Below are 24,270 nucleotides of genomic sequence, written 5' to 3' on the forward strand. Positions count from 1 at the left end.
CGTTGTTCCTATTCGTTTTGCTCGGGAGTCGCTGCGGATGCCGAAGGCACTGGTCATCGAGGACGATGAAGTCACCGCGCGTGACATCGTCGCGGAACTGGCCGCGCACGGCCTGACCGCCGACTGGGTGGCGAATGGTTGCGATGGCCTGGCGCGCGCCCTGGCCGACGGCTACGACATCATCACGCTCGATCGCATGCTGCCCGGCATGGACGGCATCGACATCGTGTCCGCGTTGCGCCAGCGCCGTATCGATACGCCCGTATTGATGATCAGTGCCTTGTCCGACGTGGACGAGCGTGTCCGCGGACTGCGCGCCGGCGGCGACGACTACCTCACCAAACCCTTCTCGCCGGACGAACTGGCCGCGCGCGCCGAAGTGCTGCTGCGCCGGCGGCGGCCCAGCGCGAATGAGACCCGGCTGCGCGTGGCCGACCTGGAGCTCGACCTGGTCAAGCACAACGCCATGCGCAACGGCCAGCCGCTCACCCTGCTGCCCACGGAGTTCCGCCTGCTCGAATTCCTCATGCGCAATGCGGGGCAGGTGGTCACGCGGCAGATGATCTTCGAGCACGTATGGGGGTTTCATTTCGACCCGGGCACCAATGTCATCGATGTCCATATCGGACGCCTTCGCCGCAAGATCGACGGTAGCGGCCAGCCGCCGCTGATCCGCACCGTGCGCGGATCGGGATACCTGCTTGCGCCCGCTGACTGACGCCTGGCGTTCCGCCACCTCTCGACTGATCCTCATCTACGGGGCGCTTTTCGCGATCTGGTGCGTGGTGTTGCTGGGCGTGGTGCAGTGGGAAACCTCGCGCTACCTGACCGGCGTGGTCGACCAGATGCTGGCCGCGCGTATCCACTACCTGGAAACCACCGACCCGCACCGCCTGCCGGAAACCGTGGAAGCCGCCAGCGCCGTCGACGTGCAGGGCTTCATGTGGGTGGGGCTGTTCGCTGCCGACGGCCGGCGTATCGCGGGCAATATCGCGCACGTGCCGGCCGAGCTGACGGAAGACGGCGTGGTGACCTCGGTGCAGGCCAACGTCCTCGCCTCCGCGCACCGCTCACCGCTGCGTGCCCGCGGCGTCACCCGCCTGTTGCCCGGTGGTCAGCGCCTGGTGGTGGCCAAGGACAGCACCACCATCGATGGCCTGGGCGCGATCATCCGCCGCGGCCTGCTGTGGGGGCTGTCGCTCACGCTGATCCCCGGCGTGTTGGGTGGCGTGCTGATCGCGCGTGGCCCCGCGCGGCGCATCCGTGCCATCCAGCAGGCGATGGCGCCCATTCGCGAGGGCGACCTCAGTGTCCGCCTGCCCGTCACGCGCGGTGGCGACGAGGTGGACCTGCTTGCCGCCACCGTCAATACGGCCCTGGGCGAGATCGAGCGACTGCTCGGCGAGGTCAAGGGCGTGACCGACAACATCGCCCATGACCTGCGGACGCCGCTCACGCGCGTGCGCACGCGGCTGTATCGTCTGCAACAGCAGTTTGCCGCGTTGCCCGAAGGCGATGCGCTGGAGGCGTGCGTGGCCGACATCGACACCGTGTTGGGGCGATTCCGCGCCTTGCTGCGCGTGTCGGAGCTGGAGGATCGCCAGCGCAGCGCGTGCTTCGAACCGCTCGACATCGGCGCCGTGCTGCGTAACGTGCACGAGTTCTACGCCCCGCTGGCGGAGGATCGCGGCCACGATTTTCGCCTGGAAGTGGGTGCGCTGCCGCCGCTACGCGGCGATCCCCAGCTCATGTTCGAGGCGTTCGCCAACCTCGTCGGCAACGCCATCAAGTTCACGCCCGACCACGGCACGGTGTGCATGGTGGCCTTGACGGATGCCTCGGGCGAGGCGCGCATCGACATCGCCGACACGGGCCCGGGCATTCCCGAGGGCGAGCGCGAAGCAGTGTTCCGGCGCTTCTATCGTGCCGACGAAACCCGCGCCAAGCCGGGTTGTGGCCTGGGGTTGGCGATCGTCAGCGCCATCGTGAGGTTGCACGGTTATTCGCTTGCGGTCGGTGGCGACGAGCGCGGCGCGGTGTTCTCCGTGACGTGCCCCGCCGTGCCAGCCTAAACAAATCTTAACTACGGCCTGCGGGCCCATGGGGGCAAACTTCGCCGCGACGCAGCATTCGCGCACGGAATCCTTCTCCCATGATCGGCATCGTCCGGATCGCACTCACGCGACCGTATACCTTCATCGTCCTCGCGTTGTTGATCCTCATCGTGGGTCCTCTGGCGGCGCTGCGCACGCCGACGGATATCTTTCCCGAGATCCGCATTCCGGTGATCGCGGTGGTGTGGCAGTACACCGGCCTGCCGCCCGACCAGATGGCCGGCCGCGTGACCTCGCCGTTCGAACGCGTGCTCACCACCACCGTGAACGACGTGGAACACATCGAAGCCAACTCGATCCAGGGCTTCGGCATCGTCAAGATCTTCTTCCAGCCGACGGTGGACATCCGTACGGCCAACGCGCAGGTCACCGCCGTCGCGCAGACGCTGCTGAAGCAGCTGCCCCAGGGCATCACGCCGCCGCTCATCCTCAACTACAGCGCATCCACGGTACCGATCATCCAGCTGGCGCTGTCCGGCAAGGGCCTGACCGAGCAGAACCTGGGCGACCTGGGCCTCAACGTCATCCGTCCGCAGTTGACGTCCGTGCCGGGCGCGGCCATTCCGTACCCCTTCGGCGGCAAGACGCGCCAGGTGCAGATCGACATCGATCCCGGTGCGCTGCAGGCGCGCGGGCTGTCCGCGCAGGATGTGGCCAACGCCCTGGCCGCGCAGAACCTCATCACGCCGGTGGGCACGCAGAAGATCGGCCGGTTCGAGTACACGCTGCAACTCAACAATGCGCCCTCGGTGATCGACGAGCTGGGCAACCTGCCCGTGAAGACCGTGGACGGCGCCACCGTGTACATCCGCGACGTGGCCCACGTGCGCGACGGCTCGCCGCCGCAGACCAATATCGTGCATGTCGACGGCAACCGCTCGGTGCTGATGACGGTGCTGAAGAACGGTTCCGCATCCACGCTGGCGATCATCCAGGGCATCAAGGACCGCGTCGCCGGGCTGAAGGAGTCCGTGCCTCCCTCGCTGGAGATCAAGCCGATCGGCGACCAGTCGCTGTTCGTCAGCGGTGCCATCGAGGGAGTGGCGCGTGAGGGCGTGATCGCCGCCGCGCTGACCAGCCTGATGATCCTGCTGTTCCTTGGCAGCTGGCGCTCGACCGTGATCATCGCCACGTCGATCCCGCTGTCCATCCTGGGTTCGATCGCCGGACTGGCTGCGTTCGGCGAGACCATGAACATCATGACGCTGGGTGGCCTGGCGCTGGCGGTGGGCATCCTGGTCGACGACGCCACCGTGACCATCGAGAATATCAACTGGCACCTGGAGCAGGGCAAGGACGTGGAGACGGCGATCCTCGACGGCGCCGCGCAGATCGTCACCCCGGCCTTCGTGTCGCTGCTGTGCATCTGCATCGTCTTCGTGCCCATGTTCTTCCTCAACGGCGTGGCGCGCTTCCTGTTCGTGCCGATGGCCGAGGCGGTGATGTTCGCGATGATCGCTTCGTTCATCCTTTCGCGCACGCTCGTGCCGACGATGGCGAAGTACCTGCTGCATCCGCATACGCACGACGATCCGCATGGCGAGGGCAAGGCGCCGTCGCGCAATCCGCTGGTGCGCTTCCAGCGGGGGTTCGAGTCACACTTCGAAGCGGTGCGCGAGCGCTACCACGGGCTGCTCGGCATGGCGCTCGCCCACCGCAAGGTTTTCGTGATCGTCTTCATGGCGTTCGTGGTGTTGTCGTTCGGCCTGGTGCCGATGCTGGGCCGGAACTTCTTCCCGTCGGTGGATTCCGGTCAGATCCTCATGCATGTGCGGGCGCCGGTCGGCTCGCGCGTGGAGGAAAGCGCGCGCATCTTCGCGCAGGTGAGCAACGCCGTGCGCCGCATCATCCCGCGGGAAGAACTGGGTACGCTGGTGGACAACATCGGCCTGTCCAACTCGGGTATCAACAACGCGTACAACAACACCGGCACCATCGGTGCGCAGGACGGCGACATCCAGATCGCGTTGAACGAGGGGCACGCGCCCACGGCCGATTACATCCGCACGCTGCGCGAAAAACTGCCGCGGGAATTTCCGGGTACGACGTTCTCGTTTCCGCCGGCGGACATCATCAGCCAGATCCTCAACTTCGGCTCGCCGGCACCGATCGACCTGCAGGTGCGCGGCCCCAACCTGTCGGCCAATTTCGCCTACGCCGATCGCCTGTTGCGTGACATCCGTCGCGTGCCCGGCGTGGCCGATGCGCGTATCCAGCAATCGCAGGCCAATCCCACCCTCAACGTGAACATGGACCGCAGCCAGGCCCAGCAGGTCGGCATCACCGCGCGGGATGTCACCAGCAGCCTGGGCGTGAACCTGGCCGGTTCCAGCCAGATCGCGCCCACCTACTGGCTCAACCCGCAGAACGGCGTGTCGTATCCCATCGTGATGCAGACACCGCAATACGCCATGGACTCGCTGGCCGACCTGCAGAACGTGCCGGTCACGCCCAGCAGCGGCACGGCGGGTTCGCAGATCCTCGGTGGCTTCGCCACCATCGAGCGGACGGCCACCAACGCGGTGGTCAGCCAGTACAACATCCAGTCCATGGTGGAGATCTATGCCACCACGCAGGATCGCGACCTGGGCGCCGTGGCCGCGGATATCCAGGCCATCATCGATGCGCACAGGAAGGACCTGCCCAAGGCGTCGAGCGTGGCCCTGCTCGGCCAGGTGCAGACGATGAACAACGCGTTCTCCGGGCTGATCTTCGGTCTGCTCGGTGCCATCGTGCTCATCTACCTGCTGATCGTGGTCAACTTCCAGTCGTGGAGCGATCCGTTCGTGATCGTCACGGCGTTGCCCGCGGCCATCGCAGGCATCGTCTGGATGCTGTTCGCCACGCACACCACGCTGTCGGTGCCCGCGCTGACCGGCGCGATCATGTGCATGGGCGTGGCCACCGCCAACTCCATCCTGGTGGTCAGCTTCTGTCGCGAGCGCCTTGTCGAACTCGGCGATGCCACCGCCGCGGCGCTCGAGGGCGGCTTCGTCCGCTTCCGCCCGGTGCTGATGACCGCGCTGGCGATGATCATCGGCATGGGCCCGATGGCGCTGGGCCTGGGCGAGGGCGGTGAACAGAATGCGCCGCTCGGCCGTGCGGTGATCGGTGGCCTGATCTTCGCCACGATCGCCACGCTGCTGTTCGTCCCCGTCGTTTTCAGCATCATCCACGGCCGTCGCGGCCATGCGTCCCCCACACCACCGGCGAAGCCCTCCGGAGAGCCTGTCCATGTCGCCTGATACGTTGCATACCCCACCGCCGCGTCGTCTGCGCATCGTCGGCATCATCGCCGTCATCGTGGTGCTGGCGATCGTCGTCGCCGGCGTCGCTACGCGCGCCAACGACTCGCGCAAGCTGAGCACCTGGACGGACGAGCAGGCCGTGCCGACGGTGAACGTGGTCGAGCCGCAGGGTGGGCAGGGCGGCGGCGAGCTCAATCTTCCCGGCCGGTTGCAGGCCTATGCTCGCGCGCCGATCTACGCGCGCACCAGCGGCTACCTCAAGTACTGGAAAGCGGACATCGGCCAGAAGGTGAAGGCCGGCGATGTGCTGGCCGAGATCGAAACGCCGGATCTCGACCAGCAGCTGCTGCAGGCGCGGGCCGACCTGGCCAGTGCGCGCGCCAACGAGGCGCTGGCGCAGACCACGGCGAAGCGTTGGAAATCCATGAGCGATTCCGATTCCGTCTCCCGGCAGGAAGTGGATGAGAAGACGGGCGACTACGAGGCCAAGCATGCGCTCGCCACCGCGGCGCAGGCCAACCTGGAACGTATCCAGGCGCTGAAGGGGTTTGCCCGGCTCACCGCGCCCTTCGACGGCACCGTGACGGCGCGCGAGACGGATGTGGGTGCGCTGATCAATGCGGGTGGAGGGGGCCAGGAGCTGTTCGTCGTCTCGGACACGCGCAAGCTGCGCATGTACGTCAACGTGCCGCAGAACGACGCGCCGTCGATCAAGCGGGGCTCGACCGTGAAGCTCACCGTGCCGGAATACCCGGGGCGTACCTTCACGGGTATCGTGGAATCCTCGTCGTCCGCCATCAATGCGGCCACGGGCACCACGCTGGTCCAGGTGTCCGTCGACAACGCTGAAGGCACACTGCTGCCCGGTGCCTACGCCAGTGTGACCTTCGACCTGCCCGGTAACGCCGCGTTGTTCAGTGTTCCTGCCAGCGCGCTGGTATTCGACGACCGGGGGCTGCGCGTCGCGGTGCTCGATGCGCACGACAAGGTGAGCTTCCGCACCGTCACCGTCGCGCGCGACATGGGCAAGACCGTGCAGCTGTCCTCCGGGATCGCCCAGGGCGATCGTCTCATCGAGAGCCCGCCCGACGGACTGGCGGATGGCGACACCGTGCGGGTCAACGCGCCGAAGAAGGCGGAGGGTGTCCATGCGCCGGCCTGAGCGGATCGTGCTGGCGGCCCTCGTCACCGTCGGCATGACGGCGTGTTCGCTGGCGCCGCCGTACCGTGCGCCGGAGGTGCCCGTGGCACCGCAGTACGCCAATGCCGTGTCGCCGTGGACGGAGGCGAAGCCCGCCGATCGCCTGGCGCGCGACAGTTGGTGGACCCTCTACGGGGATGCCCGACTCGATGCGCTGCAGGTGAAGCTGCTGGCCAACAACGCGTCCCTCGCCGCCGCGCTGGCGCATTACGAGCAGTCGGAAGCCGTTCTGCGGCAGGTGCGCGCAGGCCTGTTCCCACAGATCGGCCTGAATGCCAACGGCACGCGCAACCGCGAGTCGGACACCCGGCCTTTGCGCGGTGCCACGTCGCCGTCCTACTACGACTCGTACACGATCGGTGCGCAGCTGGATTACGAAGTGGACCTGTGGGGGCGCGTGCGCGATACCGTCACCGCGGGCAAGGCCGAGCAGGTAGCCGCCGGGGACGATCTTGCCGCCGCGCGCCTCAGCCTGCAGGCGCAGCTTGCCGACAGCTACCTGCAACTCAACGGTTTCGACCGGCAGGTCACCGTGCTGAAGCAGAGCATCGACGCGTTCGCCCGGGCACTGAAGCTGACGCAGTCCCGGCATGACGGCGGCATCGCGTCCGGCCTGGACGTTGCGCGTGCACAGACCCAGCTATCCAGCGCGAAATCGCAGCTGACCCAGGCGCAGGCACAACGCAGCCTGGTGCTGCATGCGATCGCCGTGCTGGTGGGCGATACGGCCTCGAACTTCCAGCTCGCGGCCGACGACGGGCAGGTCAAGGTGCCGACCCTTCCGCTGGAGGTGCCGTCGCTCATTCTCCAGCGTCGCCCGGACATCGCGGCGGCAGAGCGACGCACGGCCGCCGCCAACGCGCGCATCGGCGTGGCGAAATCCGCGTTCTACCCACAGCTGACGCTGGACGGGCAGGGCGGCTGGCAGAGTTCGTCGTGGGGCAGCATCGCCACGGCGCCCAACCGCTTCTGGGCGATCGGGCCGACGCTGGCGCTCAACCTGTTCGACGGCGGTCGCCGCAAGGCCGTGGTCGCACAGGCGCAGGCGGCCACCGACGAAGCCGGGGCGCGCTACCGCGACGTGGTGCTCAATGCCTTCGCCCAGGTCGAGGACAACCTCACCCTGCTGCGCGACCTGGGTGCGGCACTCGTCGACCAGCGCGCCGCCGCCGATGCGGCCCAGCGATCGGTCGACCTGTCGATGAACCGCTACCGGGAAGGCGCGGTGGGCTACCTGGACGTGGTGCAGGCGCAGACGACCGCGCTGGATGCCCGCCGCAACGTGATCGACCTGGAAACACGTCAGCTGCGCGCCAGCGTGCAGCTGATCCGCGCCCTGGGTGGCGGCTGGTCCGCGTCCGCCACCTGATCACGCGTCCGGGCTTACACTGGCCGGATGCAGAACATTCTCGACCGCCAGAAAGCCGCGCAGCTCGCCGAAGGCCCGCCTTCGGCAGAGACGCGCATAGACCGCCTCGATCGTGCCATCGGCCTGCTGGTCGATAACGCGGACTCCATCACCCAGGCGCTGAGCGAGGACTTCGGCCACCGCAGCGTGGATGCCTCGCTGTTCACCGATGTGGCGGCGTCCATAGAACCGTTGAAGCACGCAAAGCGCCATGTGCGGGCGTGGATGCGCCGCGAGCGCCGCGCGGTGTCGCCCGCACCACTCGCGTTGCTGGGTGCGCGTGCGTGGGTGGACTACCTGCCCAAGGGCACGGTAGGCGTTATCTCGCCGTGGAACTTCCCGTTCAACCTCACGTTTGCGCCACTGGCGGGGGTGCTCGCGGCCGGCAACCGCGCGATGATCAAGCCGTCCGAACTCACGCCGCGTTGTTCGGCGCTGATGCAGCAGATGATCGGTGCTGCATTCGACGACACCGAGATCGCGGTGGTGACCGGCGGTCCGGACGTGGGCGAGGCGTTTTCCCGGCTTCCCTTCGACCATTTGTTGTTCACCGGTGCCACCTCGGTGGCGAAGCACATCGTGCGTGCGGCGGCGGAACACCTCGTGCCGGTGACGCTGGAGCTGGGCGGCAAGTCGCCGGCCATCGTCGGTCGCGATGCCGATCTTGACCTCTCGGCACGTCGGATGATGTTCGGCAAGACACTCAACGCCGGGCAGATGTGTGTGGCGCCGGACTATGCGCTGGTGCCGCGCGATCGTGTCGAGGCGTTTGTGGCCGCGCTTTCGCGGGCGGCCGGGGTGATGTTTCCGACGTGGCGGGACAATCCTGACTACACTGCTATCGTCAACGATCGGCATCATGCGCGATTGATGGGTTACCTCGATACGGCGCGTGCTGGTGGTGCCACGGTACGCGTCCTTGTTCCCGACGAGACGGATAAGGAAGGTGCCGTACCCGCCAGTCTTGACGTCGGTGCGTTGGCTGCCAGGGCGGATCGCCGTATCCCGCCGATGGCGGTGATCGACGCCAACGACACGATGGACGTCATGCGCGACGAGATCTTCGGGCCGATCTTGCCGGTATTGCCCTATGATGGTATCGACGACGCCATCGCGTACGTCAACCGGCACGAACGGCCGCTCAGTCTTTATTATTTCGGCAACGATGTGGCGGAGCAGGAGCGCGTTCTGTCACGCACGGTGGTCGGTGGCGTCACGATCAACGATACGGTGATGCACCTGGCGATGGATGATTTGCCGTTCGGTGGTATCGGCGCGTCGGGGTCGGGCGCCTATCACGGCAAGACGGGGTTTCTTACTTTCAGTCATGCGCGGCCGGTCTACCGGCAGGCACGTTTCGACGTCACGGCAATGCTCAGGCCGCCGTATGGCTCGGCGATAAAGCGACTGATGCGGTTGAAGATCCGACGTTGAAACCTTAGTCGCGTCACGTGCGTGCATGTGTAGGAGCGGACGATGTCCGCGATTCACCGTGACCTGCATGAGGAAACGCCGGCAATGGTATGTGGTACGGCTTCGTTCGCAATAGGAGCTGTTGAGGGATCGCGGACATCGTCCGCTCCTACATTCTGCGTTAGCGAGCTCGGGAAAAAGGGGGCGTGGGTCGGCCCCTCGCGGCCTGTATACAGGCCGGCACGTTTACACGCGAAGGCGATGCTCAGGCGGCCGTATGGCGCGGCTATGACGCAACTGATGCGGTTGAAGATTCGACGTTGAGCTGAGGGCTTAGTCTTCACGTCGAAGTGCTCGTCGAGTACAGCGAGAAAGACGCGCGATGGCCCACGCCAGGGCCATGTTAAAGATAACGGCGAGTACCAGGCCGCAGATGCCGATCTCACGCATCGACGCACCGCTATGCCACAGCCATCTCTCTGCAGCCCACTGGCCCAAGATGCTTCCGGGAAGGCCCAGAGACCATCTGGCGATCCAAAGAGCGGGTTGAAGTGCGGCAATGAATCGCAGTGCGTCCAGGATCACCATGGCGAGTTGTAGCAGACCGACGATCGTCAGTCACTGCTTCATCTCTCACCTCGTTCGACTAGGGCGAATGAATATCGCCCACTATGTCGGTGGCGATAGAGTGTTTCGAAACGAGTCCGGTCACTGGTGATCAGGTACACCTGAATCGTGGTGACCTTCTTCGAATAACCATGCACCATCGTTTTCTCCCTGCTCCAGCAACCGATAGGCTTCGTGCACGTCAGCGTCAGGGGGTATATCAATGGCGTAAAGACGATGCTCGGGCTTCCCGCCCTCTTCGTACGTGCACCCCAGGATTTCCAGGGCAGGCCATCGCGTCTTGAACTCTGCTTCCTGATGTTTTCCGTTGAGAAGAATTCGGTACGTCGAGTGACCGCTTCTCTTCTTGACGTGCGTAAACAGCCAGCGATCAGAGCCTGCATCGGCAGCCACGACATCGAGATAGCTCACTCCGTACACATAAAACGGGGAGTTCTCGAGGCGGAAGCCGCCTTCAACCGGCTCCGCGAACAGGATTTCAACCTCGTCGTCGCGAGACATTTCAGGGGGAAACTCGATTTTTATCATGACTTGATCCCATCGACGGGAAAGTCTTGGAGATCGAGTGCAGGGAAACCAACGCTTCCTTTCGATTCACCACCGAACGCTTTCTGGTTCTTTACGTCGAATGCCGCAAGCAACTGTTCCTTCACGAACAAACCGACGATGTGCTCATCACGGCTCCAGCGGATGGCTAAGTCGTCGATGTCATGTAGGCAGGGTCCGACGGAAACACACACGGCGCCGATGATCGTCTGGCCTTCTGGGCGGTTCGGATCATAGAGGTAGAAGTACCCCACTTCGTCGTCGTGCTCGTACACTCCGGCCAGACTTCCTTCGGAATTTAGCTGGCTTTCAAAGATCTCATTCTTGTCAACCGACATGCACTATTCATTCCCTTATAATTGGCTCTTCATAATCCAGTGACCCAAGACTTGCCTCACTTTCTAGAAAAGCTTGAACTTCGGGAAGACTCTTCCTTGGAACCGACACGGAAAGAAGTTTCCGCTCAGCCCAGTACTCAGTTTGGCATCCAAAACTTTTCAGTTTTAAACTTACGCGCTCGTGCTTCTCAGGGTTAAAAAAAACGATTCGTACCAGTGAGAGCGGGACTTTTGTCACGACCTCACGAAACCATAAAACGCCATCCCTTTCTGTCACTGACACGACGTCACCTAAATTCGCGTCGGTAGCAAAAAATGGAATATTATCTACAGTAAACAAGCCCTCACGCTCGGTGGGTATAGCCCACACTGATTCCGATCCCACGCCCGGGAAACCGTCTTCGTCCTGTTGTACGTGAAAGAAGAGCTTTATTTGTTCTTTCATTAATCCGCGCCTTTGTCCAGGTTACAGTCGCGGCAGAGTACCTGACCATTCGATGGTGAGCCATCTCCGTTCTTCGACTTGGCTATAATGTGATCGACATGTGCTTCGTTTCCCGGAGGCGTCACTCCTTTTTGACTTTGCAGCGCTGGAACCGTCTCACGACCACATGCTTCGCAGACAATCTTGCCCTCATGTGCAGCTGCATTTATCTCCTTGACCTCTATCTTACCCATCCGTGTAAAAACCTTGCCTGCCCGCTCGCCCCCGGAAGTGCCTAATCGGATGACGCTGGCGGCTGGGCCGCCACCTTCCGGCACAATTCCGATGGCAGCCGCTGCGATATTGACGGGCGATGGGTCCTGCACGGCCTCAACTATGTTGGCCACGTCTCCAATTATGGGCAGGGATGTGAGGACTATTCCCGTAAAAGTGGCACCCGCGCCGGGATTTAGAGCGACTGCGTGTACTTGGGAATCACTCCATCCTGCAAACGCTTGGCGACCATCAGGATCGATATTAAGTGTTGGATTGTTATTCGCGTAGGTATAACGAGCAGGAGTAAAGAGGTTGCCTGCTTTTGAAGGCATGGGGTCATTGCTTAGAAAGCGCCCTACCTCCGGATCGTAATAGCGGGCCTGCATATAAACGAATCCGGATACAGTGTCGTTAACATGCCCCGTATACCCCGGCCCCTGCTCCGGCGTACCCAGCGCCTGCGTGCCGTAGGGCCGGTAATCCGTACTGCTAATGATGTTGCCCGACGCATCTGCCTTCGCCAGCACCGTTCCCTGCGGACTCGTGTAGTAGTAGGTAATCGTCTCCGCCGCATGGGCAACCCCCATGCTTGCGCAAACCATCGCCATCAAAAGCAGCAAGGCTGTTAGCCAAGCCGACCCCGGCCGCAGGCAACGACGAACGATCGACATCGCGGAAGTCTCCATCATCATGTTCCTGTGCCGGGCCATCACGGACTCACACTGTTCGACGGGCTGTAGGCCGAGCAGCCCACGGCGTTGCATGCGCGCACCTTGTAGGTAAGCGTGACGCCAGGTTGCTGCAACGAGCTATAGGATAGAGCCGAGCCGTTGTAGACCTGGGTGTTGTTTTCCATCAGTTCGTACCGCGTGGCGGATGACTGCGCTGTCCACTTGACCAGCACCGTGGGCTTGGTTGGGCCGTGGTACGTCGTGGTTAAGGTTGGCGCCGGCGGCGCAGAGGGCACCAGTGACACCGTTACCGTCGTTACATTGCTCCAAGGCCCGCACGACAGGTCGTTGCACCCCTGAACCTGATACGCATAAGTGCCGTTGCCACGACCTGACGTAGACCAACTGGTCGAGGCATTCCATTGGACACGTTGGAACCCACTCCCGTTTACCGACTCGCCAAGGTTGTAGCTGGTTGCATCACTTACGGTGGACCAACTGATCGTGTATGCACCCGTATTACTGGTACCACCACCAGTGATGGTCGGGGTGCCCGGTGGCCGCATCACGATCACACCACCGCTGGTCGCATAACCGCCGCAGCCGTTCGCGTTGCAGGCACGCACGCGATAGGACCAGTTGCCTGAGGTGCCTTCGTTCACGGTGGTGGACGTGCTTGTCCCGGACCACACGTTGGCCCAGTTGCCGTTCGTGCTGTGGTCCACCTGGTACGACGTGGCATACGTCGTCGCAGGCCAACTCACCGCCACGGCACCAGTCGAATTGGCCGGCACGCTGATGCTGGCCGGCGCTGGCGGGATATGCGCGATGGTGACAACGGACGACACCGTCGGTGTGCTACAGCCGTTCGCATTGCATGCAGACGCGCGGAACTGATACGTCGCATCGCCCGGCCCATTGTAGAAAGCGCTGGTCCCCGTTCCCGTATAAAGCGTCGCCCATGGACCACTGTTGGTGGAACATTCCGTCTTGTAGCTCGTCGTATTGCCCGTCGCCGACCAGTTGACCGCGATGTTCGAAAGGTCACCGGCTGCCGCGGCCGATATTGACGCGGGCGAAGAAGGAGCCAGAACGGACGGCGGGATGACGAAGGTGCCGGACTGTGCAAGAAGATTATTGCCGCCACCCGTCAGCGAGATGCCATGGACGTAAATCGCTTTGCCGGCATATTGCACACGCTGGGCGTCAGTCAAGGGGATGCTGAAGCGGTGCTTGGTTCCGCTGGAATGACAGGCAGTCTGCACGGCTGTCTCGCTGGGTTGATTCGCCGTGTAAGCACCGACGCCAGTGCCGGAACCGGCGGGTCCACCGACATACAGATGCACATCGATCGACTGGGCCAACCCACTGGCACACGCCCAGCCACTGATGGTGGCATTGGCCCCGGTCGTCACCCCGTCGATGTTGCCCATCACCGCCGACGTCGACGCTTTTTTGCTGGCAACCAGTGTCTTGCCAAGGTGGATATAGTCGGTGCCATTGGCCGTGGCTTGGTCGTACTGCCAGACCAACTGTCCGGCACTGTTATACGCGTAGTACGTTGTGCCTGACGGGGTCATCGATCGCACGCGACGTCCGGCAGCGTCGTACAGGTAGTCACCCTTGCCTGCCAGACTCAGCAGGCGGTTGGCTATGTCGAAGTTGAGTGCCGCACCATCCTTGATTACCGTGTTCCCGCGTGCATCGTATTGGAACGTATGCACGGTGGTGCCGCCGTTGGTGATGGTCGTCAGCCGATTGTTGGCATCGTATCCATACGTGTTGAGCCCGCCGCTGTTGCCAATGCTGCGCAGATTGTTGAGCGTGTCGTAGGTGTACGTTTCGGTACCCCACAGGCCACCTGCCGCGGCCGATGTCAGCCGGTTTAGATTGTCGTAGCTCATGGTGCGAGACCGTTGACCACTACCGACTCGATCATTGATCTGTGTCAGATTTGAAGCTTCGTCATAAGTGAAGTCTTCGCTCACCGCCAGATTCGCAGCGGTACCGAACGTGAAATTACGCAGCAGTTGACGTGCGTTGGGTTCAGCGGAATAGAGCGCACCGTTACTCAGTCCGTAGGTCTTCGTTTGACCATCGGGCATATAGGTTGCTCCACTGGCAAAGCGTCCAGCTGTCGTGGGTTGTCCCAGGGCATTGGGATTGACCGCCACATTTTCGCCATCCGGGTACTGGGTGTTGCTCACCTTGCCGTTGGCGTCATAGCTGTAGCTGAAGGCCCATGACCATCCATCCACGGCCAGAACCTCAGCCGTTAGTAGGCCGAGTTTGTTGCGACCGAAACTCCAGGTCACCGTGCCGGTGCTATTGGGAGACGGGCCGCTGGTCGCCGCCGTCGCCGAGGCGGGATTGCCCAGGCGGTCGTAGCTGAAGCTCGTCGCCAGGGTGCCCTGGGGATACATCACCGCCGTGACTCGGTTCATGCCATCGTACGAACGCTTGACCTTGGCCGCATCGGTCGCCTGATCGTAGCCGCAGCCTGATCCATTGAAGGCGATGCCGGATGCCGTCCACGACACGTTGCTTGCAGCGTCATAGGCCGTGATGGCACTGCCTGTTTCAGGCTCCCATGAGCGGCACAGGCGGTGCTGAGCGTCGTAGGCCATCGTCTTGGTAACGCCTCCTTGGGCCAACGACAAGGGATTGCCGTAGACATCGCGGGCGATGACCTGAGTTACCCCTTCTGGCGCATCGACACGAACAGGTCTGTCATAGCCGGGCGCATCGAAGGCCTGGAACGCGGTCACCGTGGCGTTGCCTCGTGCATCAGTGTCCTGACGCCGACCACCTGAAAGGTACTGTGTGTTTGTCGTCAGCACCTTGTTCAGCTCCGAAGGCTGGGTCGTGCCGGTGGCACGTCCCAAGGCGTCGTAGACGGTAGATACGCCAACAGAGATGGCGCTACGGTCGGGCGCACCGTCCACGGGATAAGCCACAAACGTCTTGCGGCCTTTCCAGTCGTACTCCGTGCGATCGGAGACATAAAGGGCGCCGGTGCCCACCTCGGATTTGCCGTTCATCACCGGACGCAAGAACACGTCGAAGTCGGTGCGCTCGGAATAGTTGGCCTGCGTCACCGTACGCACCCAATGGCTACCTCCCATGCCCCGGGCGTCACCGCTCAGCGAGTAGCCAAGCACGCGCGGCGCCCAAGCTACCGTGTCACCAGCGGGGTAGTCGATGCGGGCGACACGGCCTATCGCGTCGTACGTGTATTGGGTAGTTGCTCCTGCCTGGTCGGTGATCGAGGTAATCTGACCAAAGTCGTCAACCGCGATGGACTGACTGGTGCCATTGGGATGGTCAGGGCTTTGGTCGGGATAGGCGATGGACTGAGGAATCCCCCGCTTGTAATTGCTCAGCGTCGTCGTGTGCTGGTTGGCATCGGTGAAACTGGCCAGCTGACCCTGCGCATTGAACGCGTAGTTCATCACTGCCTGACCGAAGACCGCGCGGGAGGCCAGTGTCAGGGTGGACGCATCGTAGGTATTCCGGCTGACCACTTCGCCGGTGGTGAGGTTGCTCTCCTGCAAAGGCAGCCCGATGATGCCCCTAGTGGTGTCATCCTGGTAAGCATGCGCTTCGTCCACCGAGTAGCCGAAACTGCTATTTCGCCGTGTGGTCGCCGGACGCGCATAGGCATCGAACGTCAGCGCCTGCCACGTATAAGTGTCGCCATCCTGGGCTATATCCTTGCGTGCCAGGGGCACATCACTTTGCTGCCTCTCACGGTTGGCGTAGATGTTGAATCCGAGACCATAACTGGTCGGCCACGGCCCTTGACTTGCGGACGCGTAAGCCAGGGTTTCCGTGCGCACCGGTGCCCCGCCTGTGCCCCCATTGAAATATTCGGTCTTGAGTGCCTTGCCTTCGCTGGCATCGGCACGATTGCTGAAGGTGAATCGAGTCGTGTTGCCTGACGGGTCGATCATCTCCGAATACGACGTCGTGCTGCATCCGGAATTCTGGCAGTCCTTGCGCCAACTGCCGGCAGCCACGGGATAGCTGTACGTCCAGTTCAGCGTTCCGATGCCCGCACCGCTGAGCGACTTGGCTCGAACCGCCAGGTTGTTGGTATAACGCGGGGCATGCTCGGTGCCGTTTGTTGTCGCATTGGTGGCGTCGCAGTATTCGAAGACATCCGAGCGGGCATGGCGGGTGGGACGGAGCTCGAAGCGCCCCGCTGCGCCTGACGGGCCGGTAATCGTCCCCACCTTGCTTATGCTTTCATCTGGCGCTGCGGGATCCAGGCAATGACCGGTGGGAGTGGTCGACTTGACGTCATAGGTCAGGTCGCCAAGGTTATAGGCCCAGCCACTGCCATCAGGCAGCGTCACACTGGATAACACAGAGCCGCCGAATACAGCGGTGTAGCCATAGGTCCAGGTGCGCGTGGCATTGGCGGTCACGACATTGATGTGTGCCACATGCAGGCCGTCGCTCGTGTAGTCGAGCGTGACCTGCCGGCCGTCGCTGCCGTCGATACGGGTCAATTTTGCACCGTTGTAGGTGTAGGTTAGCGCGTTGCCAAAACGATCCTCTACACGCGTGGCCATCATCAGGCCCAAGCGCCGGAGAATGCGATAGCCGCGTGCAGGACGATAAACGAGCTGGTTGAGCCACACCTTCGTTCCATCCGGCCCCTTGGCCAGGAAGGCTTCACCGGCCTCGCCGTTGGCCGTCGATGCAAGGCATCCCAGATGCCATAACCCCTTGGAAACCGCTACGTAAGTGGTGCCATCTTGTGGTGCTGCCGGAGATGTCGTTCGGCGAGACAGCATGTCCTCTGACGTATTTCCTGGGGTGTAGAGGGTGTATCCCTCGTTCCACCAGTCGTCCGAAGCCAGCGGATCACTGCCAGGTCTACCTATCCGTTGCGCAGGTGGTCCGACGAAGGTCGAGCAACGGTCGGTTCGGGTTGAGGAGTTGACCAGCCAGCCGATCTGGTTGGGTCCCTGGATGATCGTCGACGCGTTGGAGGTCATCGTGGTCAGGCGGGGGATATCCAGTTCCCAGTCGCCAAATGCGGCATCGTTCCAGCGCACCTCCGCATCGCCGTCCGCATGGAAGGTGCGACCCAACTCGATGGTCGGACCATTGCCGGGAACGGTGACATCCACGACATGTAAGGACAGGCTGCCGTCGTAAGGGTTGATCGACTCGCCGAATGGCGTTTCGCCCAAGGGTTGTATTTCCGTATCCACCTTGACGAGCTTTTTGTACTCGTCTTCGGGGTTGGTGGTGGCTGTCTGGGCCACTCCGACGAAAGGAAGTAGCGCCAGCACGAACGCCAGCCCAAAGGAACGCGCGACACGGGTCGTCATGACCGTCGGCCTCTACACGATGATTTTTTTTGCGTGACGGTGAATCCGTCGCGCCCCCTTGAAGCGTCGGCTACCTCCCCAGGCAACCGTGTGTCGTATCGTAAAGATTCACGTGAGCGGTTCGCAAGCCTTCGCGATGAATAAGTCAGCTCGGGCGCTAGGTCAGTCGATCTAGGCCGATTAGCCTAGGAGCCTGCTTCGTTCTGCGCTCGGAGACGCCGGCAATGGTGTGGCGGTGCGGCTTCGTTCGGGGTAGGGGTGTTGAGGGTTCGCGGACATCGTCCGCTCCTACAGTGGCGCGCCGGTTTGGCGTGGGGCGGGCATGAAAAAGGGGCCGACGTGAGTCGGCCCCTTTTTGGGTTCAGCGGTGAGCGGGTTTTACAGCTTCGCGCCCAGCAGTTCTTCGAGCTTGCGCTGGTCGACGGCGAACTTGCGGATGCCTTCGGCGAGCTTGTCGGTGGCCATGGCGTTTTCGTTGTGGCCCCAGCGGAACTTGGCTTCGTCGATGCGGCCCGGCTTGTCTTCGCGACGGCCGCTGTCCTTCAGTGCAACCGGCAGGTCGCTGGTGTTTTCTTCCAGTTCCTTGAGCAGGTTGGGCGAGATGGTCAGGCGGTCGCAGCCGGCGAGGGCCTGGATCTGGCCGATGTTACGGAAGCTGGCACCCATCACGACCGTCTCGTAGCCGTGCAGCTTGTACCAGTCGTAGATGCGACGCACGGACTGCACGCCGGGGTCTTCCGCCGGTTCGTAGGTCTTCTTGTCGGTGTTGGCCACGTACCAGTCGAAGATGCGGCCGACGAAGGGCGAGATGAGGAACGCGCCGGCCTCGGCGCAGGCCACGGCCTGTTCGAAGCTGAAGAGCAGCGTGAGGTTGCAGTTGATGCCTTCCTTCTGCAACTGTTCCGCAGCGCGGATGCCTTCCCAGGTGGAGGCGAGCTTGATCAGGATGCGCTCTTTCTTGATGCCGATGTCTTCGTAGAAGCCGATCAGGCGCTTGGCTTTCTCGATGGATGCATTGGTGTCGAAGGAGAGGCGGGCGTCGACTTCGGTGGACACGCGGCCCGGTACGATCTTGAGGATCTCACGGCCGACCAGCACGGCGAGGCGATCGCCAGCGTCGGTCAGCTGCTGGTCGCGGCTGTTGCCCTGGCTCTTCGCCCAGTCGATCGCCTCGTCGATATAACCCGAGTAAGCGGGGATACCGGCGGCGGCCAGCAGCAGGGACGGGTTGGTGGTCGCGTCTTCCGGCTTGTACTTGGCGATGGCGGTGATGTCGCCGGTATCGGCCACGACGGTGGTGATCTTGCGCAGTTGCTCGAGCTGAGTGGTCACGTTGAGGGTTCCGTTACCTGATAAGACCCCTATTGTCGCGCCGTTCGGCGTGAAGGGACAGGCATCCGCACGTATCGGTTCAGCAAGTTCAATACAGGTCGACGGGATCCACGTCGAGCGACCAGCGCACCTTGCGTGCCGCGGGCAAGGCTACCAGCGCCTGCTGCCAGGGCCGCAGGAAGCCGTGCAGCCGTGCGCGCGTACGGGCTTCGACCAGCAGCTGCCCACGGTGGCGCCCGGCCCTCAGTGGCATGGGCGCGGGCATGGGGCCGGCGACGCGCAGGTCGGCCGGATCGCCCAGGGCCCCATGAGCCTGGGCCAGGAACTCGTCCACCTCGGCACGACCGTGCGCATCCGCGCGCAGCAGCACCTGGTGCGAAAGCGGGGGCAGGTCGAGCAGGCGACGCTCCTCCAGCAGCTCCGTCGCCACCGCGCCATAGCCGCCGCGCAGCAGCGCATGCAGCATCGGGTGGTCGGGGTGGTGGGTCTGCAGGAGCACGCTGCCCGGTTTGCTGGCGCGGCCAGCCCGGCCGGCCACCTGGACCACCAGCTGGGCCAGGCGCTCGCTGGCGCGGAAATCGACACTGTGCAGGCCTTCGTCCACGCCGACGATGGCCACCAGGGTGAGGTTGGGCAGGTCATGGCCCTTGGCCAGCATCTGCGTGCCGACGAGGATGGCCGGCTTGTCTTCACGCAGGCCGTCGAGGATCTGGCCGAAGGCATCCTTGCGCCGCGTGGTTTCCCGGTCGATGCGCACCACCGGTACCTCGGGGAAGCGTTCGACGAGGGCTTCCTCCAGCCGCTCGGTTCCCTGGCCCTGGGGACTGATGTTGGCCGAGCCGCAGGCGGGGCAGGCCGTGGGCACGGCGGTGATGTTGTCGCAGTGGTGGCAGATCAGGCGGCGCCGGCCGGCGTGCAGGGTCATGGGCCGGTCGCAGCGTGGGCAGTCCGCGTGCCAGCCGCAGTCGTAACACAGCAGCACCGGCGCATAGCCGCGCCGGTTGCGGAACACCAGCGCCTGCTCGCCGCGCTCGACGCAGGCGGCCACGGCGTTGATCAGGGTGGGCGACATGCCATGGTCCAGCCGCTGGGCGCGCATGTCGACGATCTGCACGCGCGTGGACTGCGTGGCGCCCGGTCGGCCCTTCAGCACCAGCCGCCGGTAGCGGCCGGCAGCGACGTTGCCCAGTGTTTCCAGCGAGGGCGTGGCCGAACCGAGCACCACCGGCACGCCGTGCGCCCGCGCACGCACCAGCGCCAGGTCGCGTGCGTGGTAGCGGAAGCCTTCCTGCTGCTTGTACGAGGCGTCGTGTTCCTCGTCGACGATGATCAGGCCGGCAGCGGGCAGGGGGGTGAACACAGCCGAACGGGTGCCGAGGACGACGCGGGCGCTGCCGTTGCGGGCCCGCAGCCAGGCGCGGGCCCGCTCGCCCTCCGCCAGGTTGGAGTGCAGCACCTCGATTGCCACGCCCAGTCGCTCGCGCAGGCGGCGCACCGTCTGCGGTGCGAGGCCGATCTCCGGCACCAGCAACAGGGTCTGCTTGCCTTCCGCCAGCGCTCGCTCGATGAGGGCGAGGTAGACCTCGGTCTTGCCGCTGCCGGTGACGCCGTCGAGCAGGTAGGGCTGGAACCCGCCGAAGCCCTCGGCGATGGCCGCCACCGCAGTGGCCTGTTCGTCGCTCAGGGCCGGCCCGGGTGCGCGGGAGAGTACGGGGCCGGCGTCCTCGTCGTCGTGGCGGACCACCAGCGCCGCCTCGGCCAGTCGCCTGGCTGCCGCCCGCCAGTCCGGCAGGGCCAGGCCCAGTTCGTCGGCGGCCCGGGGGCCGTCGCGCAGGGCGTCCAGCAGCGCGGCGGAGCCGCCCTTGCGGCGCTTTGCCTCGAGGGCCACGTGTCCCTCGGGCGTCAGCGACCAGGTTTCGCGTCCGGTGGCGGGCAGGGCGCGTGGCTCGCGCAGGGCCAGGGGCAAGGCGTTGGCAAAGGCCTCGCCTGGTGCGGCGGCCCAGTAATCCGCCGCCCAGGCCAGGGTCGCCATCAGCTCGGCGTCGAGCAGGGGCGCGTCGTCCAGCACCTCGGTGACCCGTTTCAACCGCTTCACCCCCACCGCCGCCTCGGCGGCGGGGTCGACGACGATGCCCACCATCTCGCCACGGCCGAACGGCAGGCGCACGCGCGAACCCGCCCTGGCCTCGCCTGCCGCGGGAGGCAGGTAATCGAACAGGGTGAGCAGGGGTACCGGTAGGGCGACGCGGAGAACGAGTGTCATGCCAGGCCTAGTTTACCGGTGTGTGCCGATTCCGCTGGTCAAGGTTTGACCAGCGGGCCATGGGCTTGGACCCCATTGGCACCACGGCGGAGAGGAAACGCAGGTAAGTGCCCGCCGTCGGGGAGGTTTCCATGTTATCCACAAGCGCTGTGGATAAGTCTGTGGATGAGCCGCGGATGGAGGGTGCCCAAGGCGCATGGCTAGGCCCTTCCGGTTAGCTTGCGTACATTTTAACCAGACTGAAATAGACTTTAGTTTCAGTGGCTTGCAAATCGGTCATGCGAGGCGTTCACAAAGCTTCGGCAAAACCTTGACAAAAGCGAAGGGCTTGCCGCGCCTGTGTACAACCGTCGCCGGGCGGGAAAAAATCCTAGTGGCTCATGCCTATGAGGAAGGCCACGGCGACGACGACGAGCAGCAGCCAGAAATACAGGCTTCCGATCAGCCAGTACTTCAGCAGGGTGATGCCCCAGCCCTGCCGATAGACGCGTTTCTGCATCAGCAGCAGGTAGACCGGCATCCATACCCAAAGGGCGAACTGCACCAGGCCGATCAGGCTGCCACCCACGGCGAGGTGGGGCTGGATCGCGGTCCGTGCGAAGCCGAGCAGGGTCAGTGCCATCAGCGACAGGAACAGGAACGCGTGGCTGTGCAGGGCCACGATCACGTGTTCCATGTACAGCCGGCGCCGGAACACATAGAACAGCTTGAGGATCAGCGCAAACAGCGGAACCATCACGAACATGGCCTGGGGCAGCACCGAGAAGAAGCCTTCGATGATCCGGTGCATGGCTTCCTGGCGCTGCTCGCCGCCGTTGAGCACGGGGATCAGGTTGGCCTTGAAGTGGGCCAGCGCGGTGTCGATGCGCCGGTTGACCGGGGCGGGCAGCCAGGCGATGTCCATCTTGGTCCGATCGCCAAACCAGCTTTCCACCTTCTGTTCGCCGGTGCGTCTCGCCTCCGGTACGGGCTCGTCGGCCTGGTCGGGCAGGGGCGCCGCGTTCAGCTGGGTCAGGCGCGCGTTGGCGGCCTGGCGGATGACGCCGGCCGCCATGCCCAGGCTGGCCTTGGCCGCGGCGGGCATGACCGGGTCGTCGCGAAAGTCATGCACTTCGCGGATCTGGTCGTCGTAGAGGGTGTGCACCTCGTCAGCGGTCCTGGCCGACGCAAAGGCTTCCAGCGCGCCTGCCGGGGCGGGCTTGCCGTCGTTGCTGCCGAACTTCGTATCACCGATGGCCAGGTGCAGCAGGAAGAACGCCAGCAGGCAGAACACGAACATCAGGCGGAACGGCGCGATATAGCGCACGCGGCGGCCCGAGAAATATTCCAGGGTGAGGTAGCCCGGCCGGCTGAACAGCGGCGGCAGCGTATGGACGATGCGTTCGTCCATGTGGAAGAAGATATCGCCTGCGTCTTCCAGCATGTGCGAGACGGGCTTCAGCACGCTGCCGATGGACTGGCCGCACGCGTGGCAGAACTCGCCCTGCAGCGGCGTGCCGCAGTTCGCGCACATCCGCCCGGCCGATGGCTCGAGATCGTTCATTCCGTGGGTTCCCCTTGTCCCCTGCGGGGTCGGATGATCGCACGGGGAACGCTACAATGGACGGCCCACACGTCATTGCCCTCCCATGTCCCTCGACCGTGCCCGCGCCCGTCGCGAGATCGGCGCCACCGTCCGGTTGGCCCTGCCGATGATCGCCGCGCAGCTTTCCGCCATCGGCACCAACGTCGTCGACGCCGTGCTTGCCGGGCACCAGGGTGCGCATACGCAGGCGTCCGTGGTCACGGGCGCCAATATCTGGGTGCTGGCGATCGTCACCGGCATCGGCACCATGATGGCCGTGCCACCCACGGTCGCCCAGCTCGACGGGGCAGGGCGTCGCGGCGAGGTGGGCGCGGTGTTCCATCAGGCGCTGTACATCGCCTGGGCGCTCGGCCTGCTGCTGGCCGTGGCGGTGTGGCACGCCTCGCCGCTGATGGACGTGTTCGGCGTGGTCGAGTCCATGCGGGCGGACGTGCGTGCCTTCCTGCACGCGATCTGCTTCGCGGCGCCGGCGCTCACCACCTATTTCGCCCTGCGCGGGCTGTCCGAGGGGCTTTCCATGCCCCGTCCCTCCATGTACTTCAGCTTCGGCGGCCTGCTGGTGCTGGCGCCGCTGGGTTACGTGCTGATGTACGGCAAGCTCGGCATCCCGCCGATGGGCGCCCGCGGCAGCGGTATCGCCACGGCGATCGTGCTCTGGCTGGAAACCATCGGCTTCGGCATCTACGTGTTCCGCCACCGCAACTACCGCGACCTCAACCTCCGCCAGCGGATGGCCCCGCCGGACCGTCGGCAGATCGCCCAGCTGCTGCACATCGGCGTGCCCATGGCCGTCACCCTGCTGATGGAGGCGGGGTTGTTCGTCGCCGTGGCCCTGCTGATCGGACGGCTGGGCGAAACGGTCACGGCCGGCCACCATGTGGCCCTCAACGTGGCCTCGGTGGCCTTCATGATCCCGCTGGGCCTGTCCATGGCGATCACGGTGCGGGTCGGCAACGCCGCCGGTCGGGGGGATGCCGTCGGGGTGCGCTACGCGGGCATGTCCGGCATCGTGCTGGTGCTGGTCACGCAATGCGTATCGTCCGGCATCATGCTGCTCCTGCCCGGCCCCATCGCGCGCCTCTACACGGGCGATCCCGCGGTGATCGCCATGGCCTCGCAGCTGCTCGTCCTGGCGGGTCTGTTCCAGTTTTCCGACGGCATCCAGGTCGCCTCCAACGGCGCACTGCGCGGCCTCAAGGACACCCGGGTGCCGATGGTCATCACCCTGTTCGCCTATTGGGGGGTGGGCATGCCCATCGGCTGGTGGCTGGCGTTTCCCCACCAGCTGGGCGCCCGCGGCATGTGGATGGGCCTGATCGCCGGGCTGAGCATGGCCGCCGTGTTGCTGTTCGCGCGGTTCTGGCGCAGCAGCGCCCGGGCCCGCTGGCGCGACGATCCCGACAACGTGGCGCCCGTGTCTTTCCACACGTGATGCCGACGACCCGACGCGCTACGCTGCACACCATCATCAAGGAAGCC

The 24,270-nt window shown here is 64.2% G+C and carries 15 protein-coding genes; 7 read left to right on the forward strand and 8 right to left on the reverse strand.

All coding sequences use genetic code 11. The features are described 5' to 3' along the window. Positions 1–37: 37 nt before the first annotated feature. The 6 genes from AB8808_RS01705 to AB8808_RS01730 all read left to right on the forward strand — a co-directional run bounded on the left by AB8808_RS01705 (position 38) and on the right by AB8808_RS01730 (position 9,405). Positions 38–718, forward strand: coding sequence for a response regulator transcription factor (locus AB8808_RS01705; protein WP_369926203.1), 681 nt, complete (start codon positions 38–40; stop codon positions 716–718). Further along, positions 702–2,072, forward strand: a complete 1,371-nt coding sequence (locus AB8808_RS01710; RefSeq protein ID WP_369926205.1) for a sensor histidine kinase — start codon at positions 702–704, stop codon at positions 2,070–2,072. Before AB8808_RS01705 ends, AB8808_RS01710 begins: the two co-directional genes overlap by 17 nt. Positions 2,073–2,152: 80 nt before the next feature. Continuing rightward, positions 2,153–5,359 (forward strand): efflux RND transporter permease subunit, encoded by a 3,207-nt coding sequence (locus AB8808_RS01715; protein ID WP_369926207.1) that lies wholly within the window; start codon positions 2,153–2,155, stop codon positions 5,357–5,359. After that, positions 5,349–6,524: an efflux RND transporter periplasmic adaptor subunit gene (locus tag AB8808_RS01720; protein ID WP_369926209.1), complete on the forward strand. Its 1,176-nt coding sequence runs from the start codon at positions 5,349–5,351 to the stop codon at positions 6,522–6,524. The genes AB8808_RS01715 and AB8808_RS01720 overlap by 11 nt, the downstream gene beginning before the upstream one ends. Continuing rightward, the gene (locus tag AB8808_RS01725; RefSeq protein ID WP_369926212.1) at positions 6,511–7,932 is read left to right on the forward strand and encodes an efflux transporter outer membrane subunit; all 1,422 of its coding nucleotides are present in this window, start codon (positions 6,511–6,513) and stop codon (positions 7,930–7,932) included. Before AB8808_RS01720 ends, AB8808_RS01725 begins: the two co-directional genes overlap by 14 nt. Before the next feature lie 27 nt (positions 7,933–7,959). Then, positions 7,960–9,405, forward strand: coding sequence for a coniferyl aldehyde dehydrogenase (locus AB8808_RS01730; protein ID WP_369926214.1), 1,446 nt, complete (start codon positions 7,960–7,962; stop codon positions 9,403–9,405). Positions 9,406–10,092: 687 nt separating this feature from the next. On the opposite strand, the gene AB8808_RS01735 is transcribed toward AB8808_RS01730, so the two are convergent. The 8 genes from AB8808_RS01735 to AB8808_RS01770 form a co-directional block, all read right to left on the reverse strand. Continuing rightward, entirely contained in the window at positions 10,093–10,539 is a 447-nt protein-coding gene (locus tag AB8808_RS01735; RefSeq protein WP_369926216.1) for a DUF4265 domain-containing protein, read from the reverse strand. Continuing rightward, a complete protein-coding gene (locus AB8808_RS01740; protein WP_369926218.1) occupies positions 10,536–10,895 on the reverse strand; it encodes a DUF2251 domain-containing protein in 360 nt (119 codons plus the stop codon). The genes AB8808_RS01735 and AB8808_RS01740 overlap by 4 nt, the downstream gene beginning before the upstream one ends. A 7-nt stretch (positions 10,896–10,902) precedes the next feature. Further along, a complete protein-coding gene (locus AB8808_RS01745; RefSeq protein WP_369926221.1) occupies positions 10,903–11,340 on the reverse strand; it encodes a DUF4265 domain-containing protein in 438 nt (145 codons plus the stop codon). Continuing rightward, a complete protein-coding gene (locus AB8808_RS01750) occupies positions 11,340–12,266 on the reverse strand; it encodes an RHS repeat-associated core domain-containing protein (protein ID WP_369926223.1) in 927 nt (308 codons plus the stop codon). Before AB8808_RS01750 ends, AB8808_RS01745 begins: the two co-directional genes overlap by 1 nt. Before the next feature lie 38 nt (positions 12,267–12,304). Then, a complete protein-coding gene (locus AB8808_RS01755) occupies positions 12,305–17,611 on the reverse strand; it encodes a hypothetical protein (RefSeq protein ID WP_369926225.1) in 5,307 nt (1,768 codons plus the stop codon). A gap of 378 nt (positions 17,612–17,989) precedes the next feature. Further along, positions 17,990–18,943: a transaldolase gene (tal, locus tag AB8808_RS01760; RefSeq protein WP_036138153.1), complete on the reverse strand. Its 954-nt coding sequence runs from the start codon at positions 18,941–18,943 to the stop codon at positions 17,990–17,992. 88 nt (positions 18,944–19,031) lie between these two features. Continuing rightward, positions 19,032–21,206: a primosomal protein N' gene (locus AB8808_RS01765; RefSeq protein WP_369926227.1), complete on the reverse strand. Its 2,175-nt coding sequence runs from the start codon at positions 21,204–21,206 to the stop codon at positions 19,032–19,034. A 370-nt stretch (positions 21,207–21,576) separates the two neighbouring features. Further along, the gene (locus AB8808_RS01770) at positions 21,577–22,749 is read right to left on the reverse strand and encodes a DUF3667 domain-containing protein (RefSeq protein WP_369926229.1); all 1,173 of its coding nucleotides are present in this window, start codon (positions 22,747–22,749) and stop codon (positions 21,577–21,579) included. An 85-nt stretch (positions 22,750–22,834) separates the two neighbouring features. Between AB8808_RS01770 and AB8808_RS01775 the strand changes: the two genes are divergently transcribed. Continuing rightward, complete coding sequence (locus AB8808_RS01775; RefSeq protein ID WP_369926231.1) at positions 22,835–24,223, forward strand: MATE family efflux transporter; 1,389 nt, start codon at positions 22,835–22,837, stop codon at positions 24,221–24,223. The last annotated feature ends 47 nt before the right edge of the window (positions 24,224–24,270 follow it).

This window comes from Xanthomonas sp. NCPPB 2632 (assembly GCF_041228075.2).
Lineage (GTDB): Bacteria > Pseudomonadota > Gammaproteobacteria > Xanthomonadales > Rhodanobacteraceae > Luteibacter.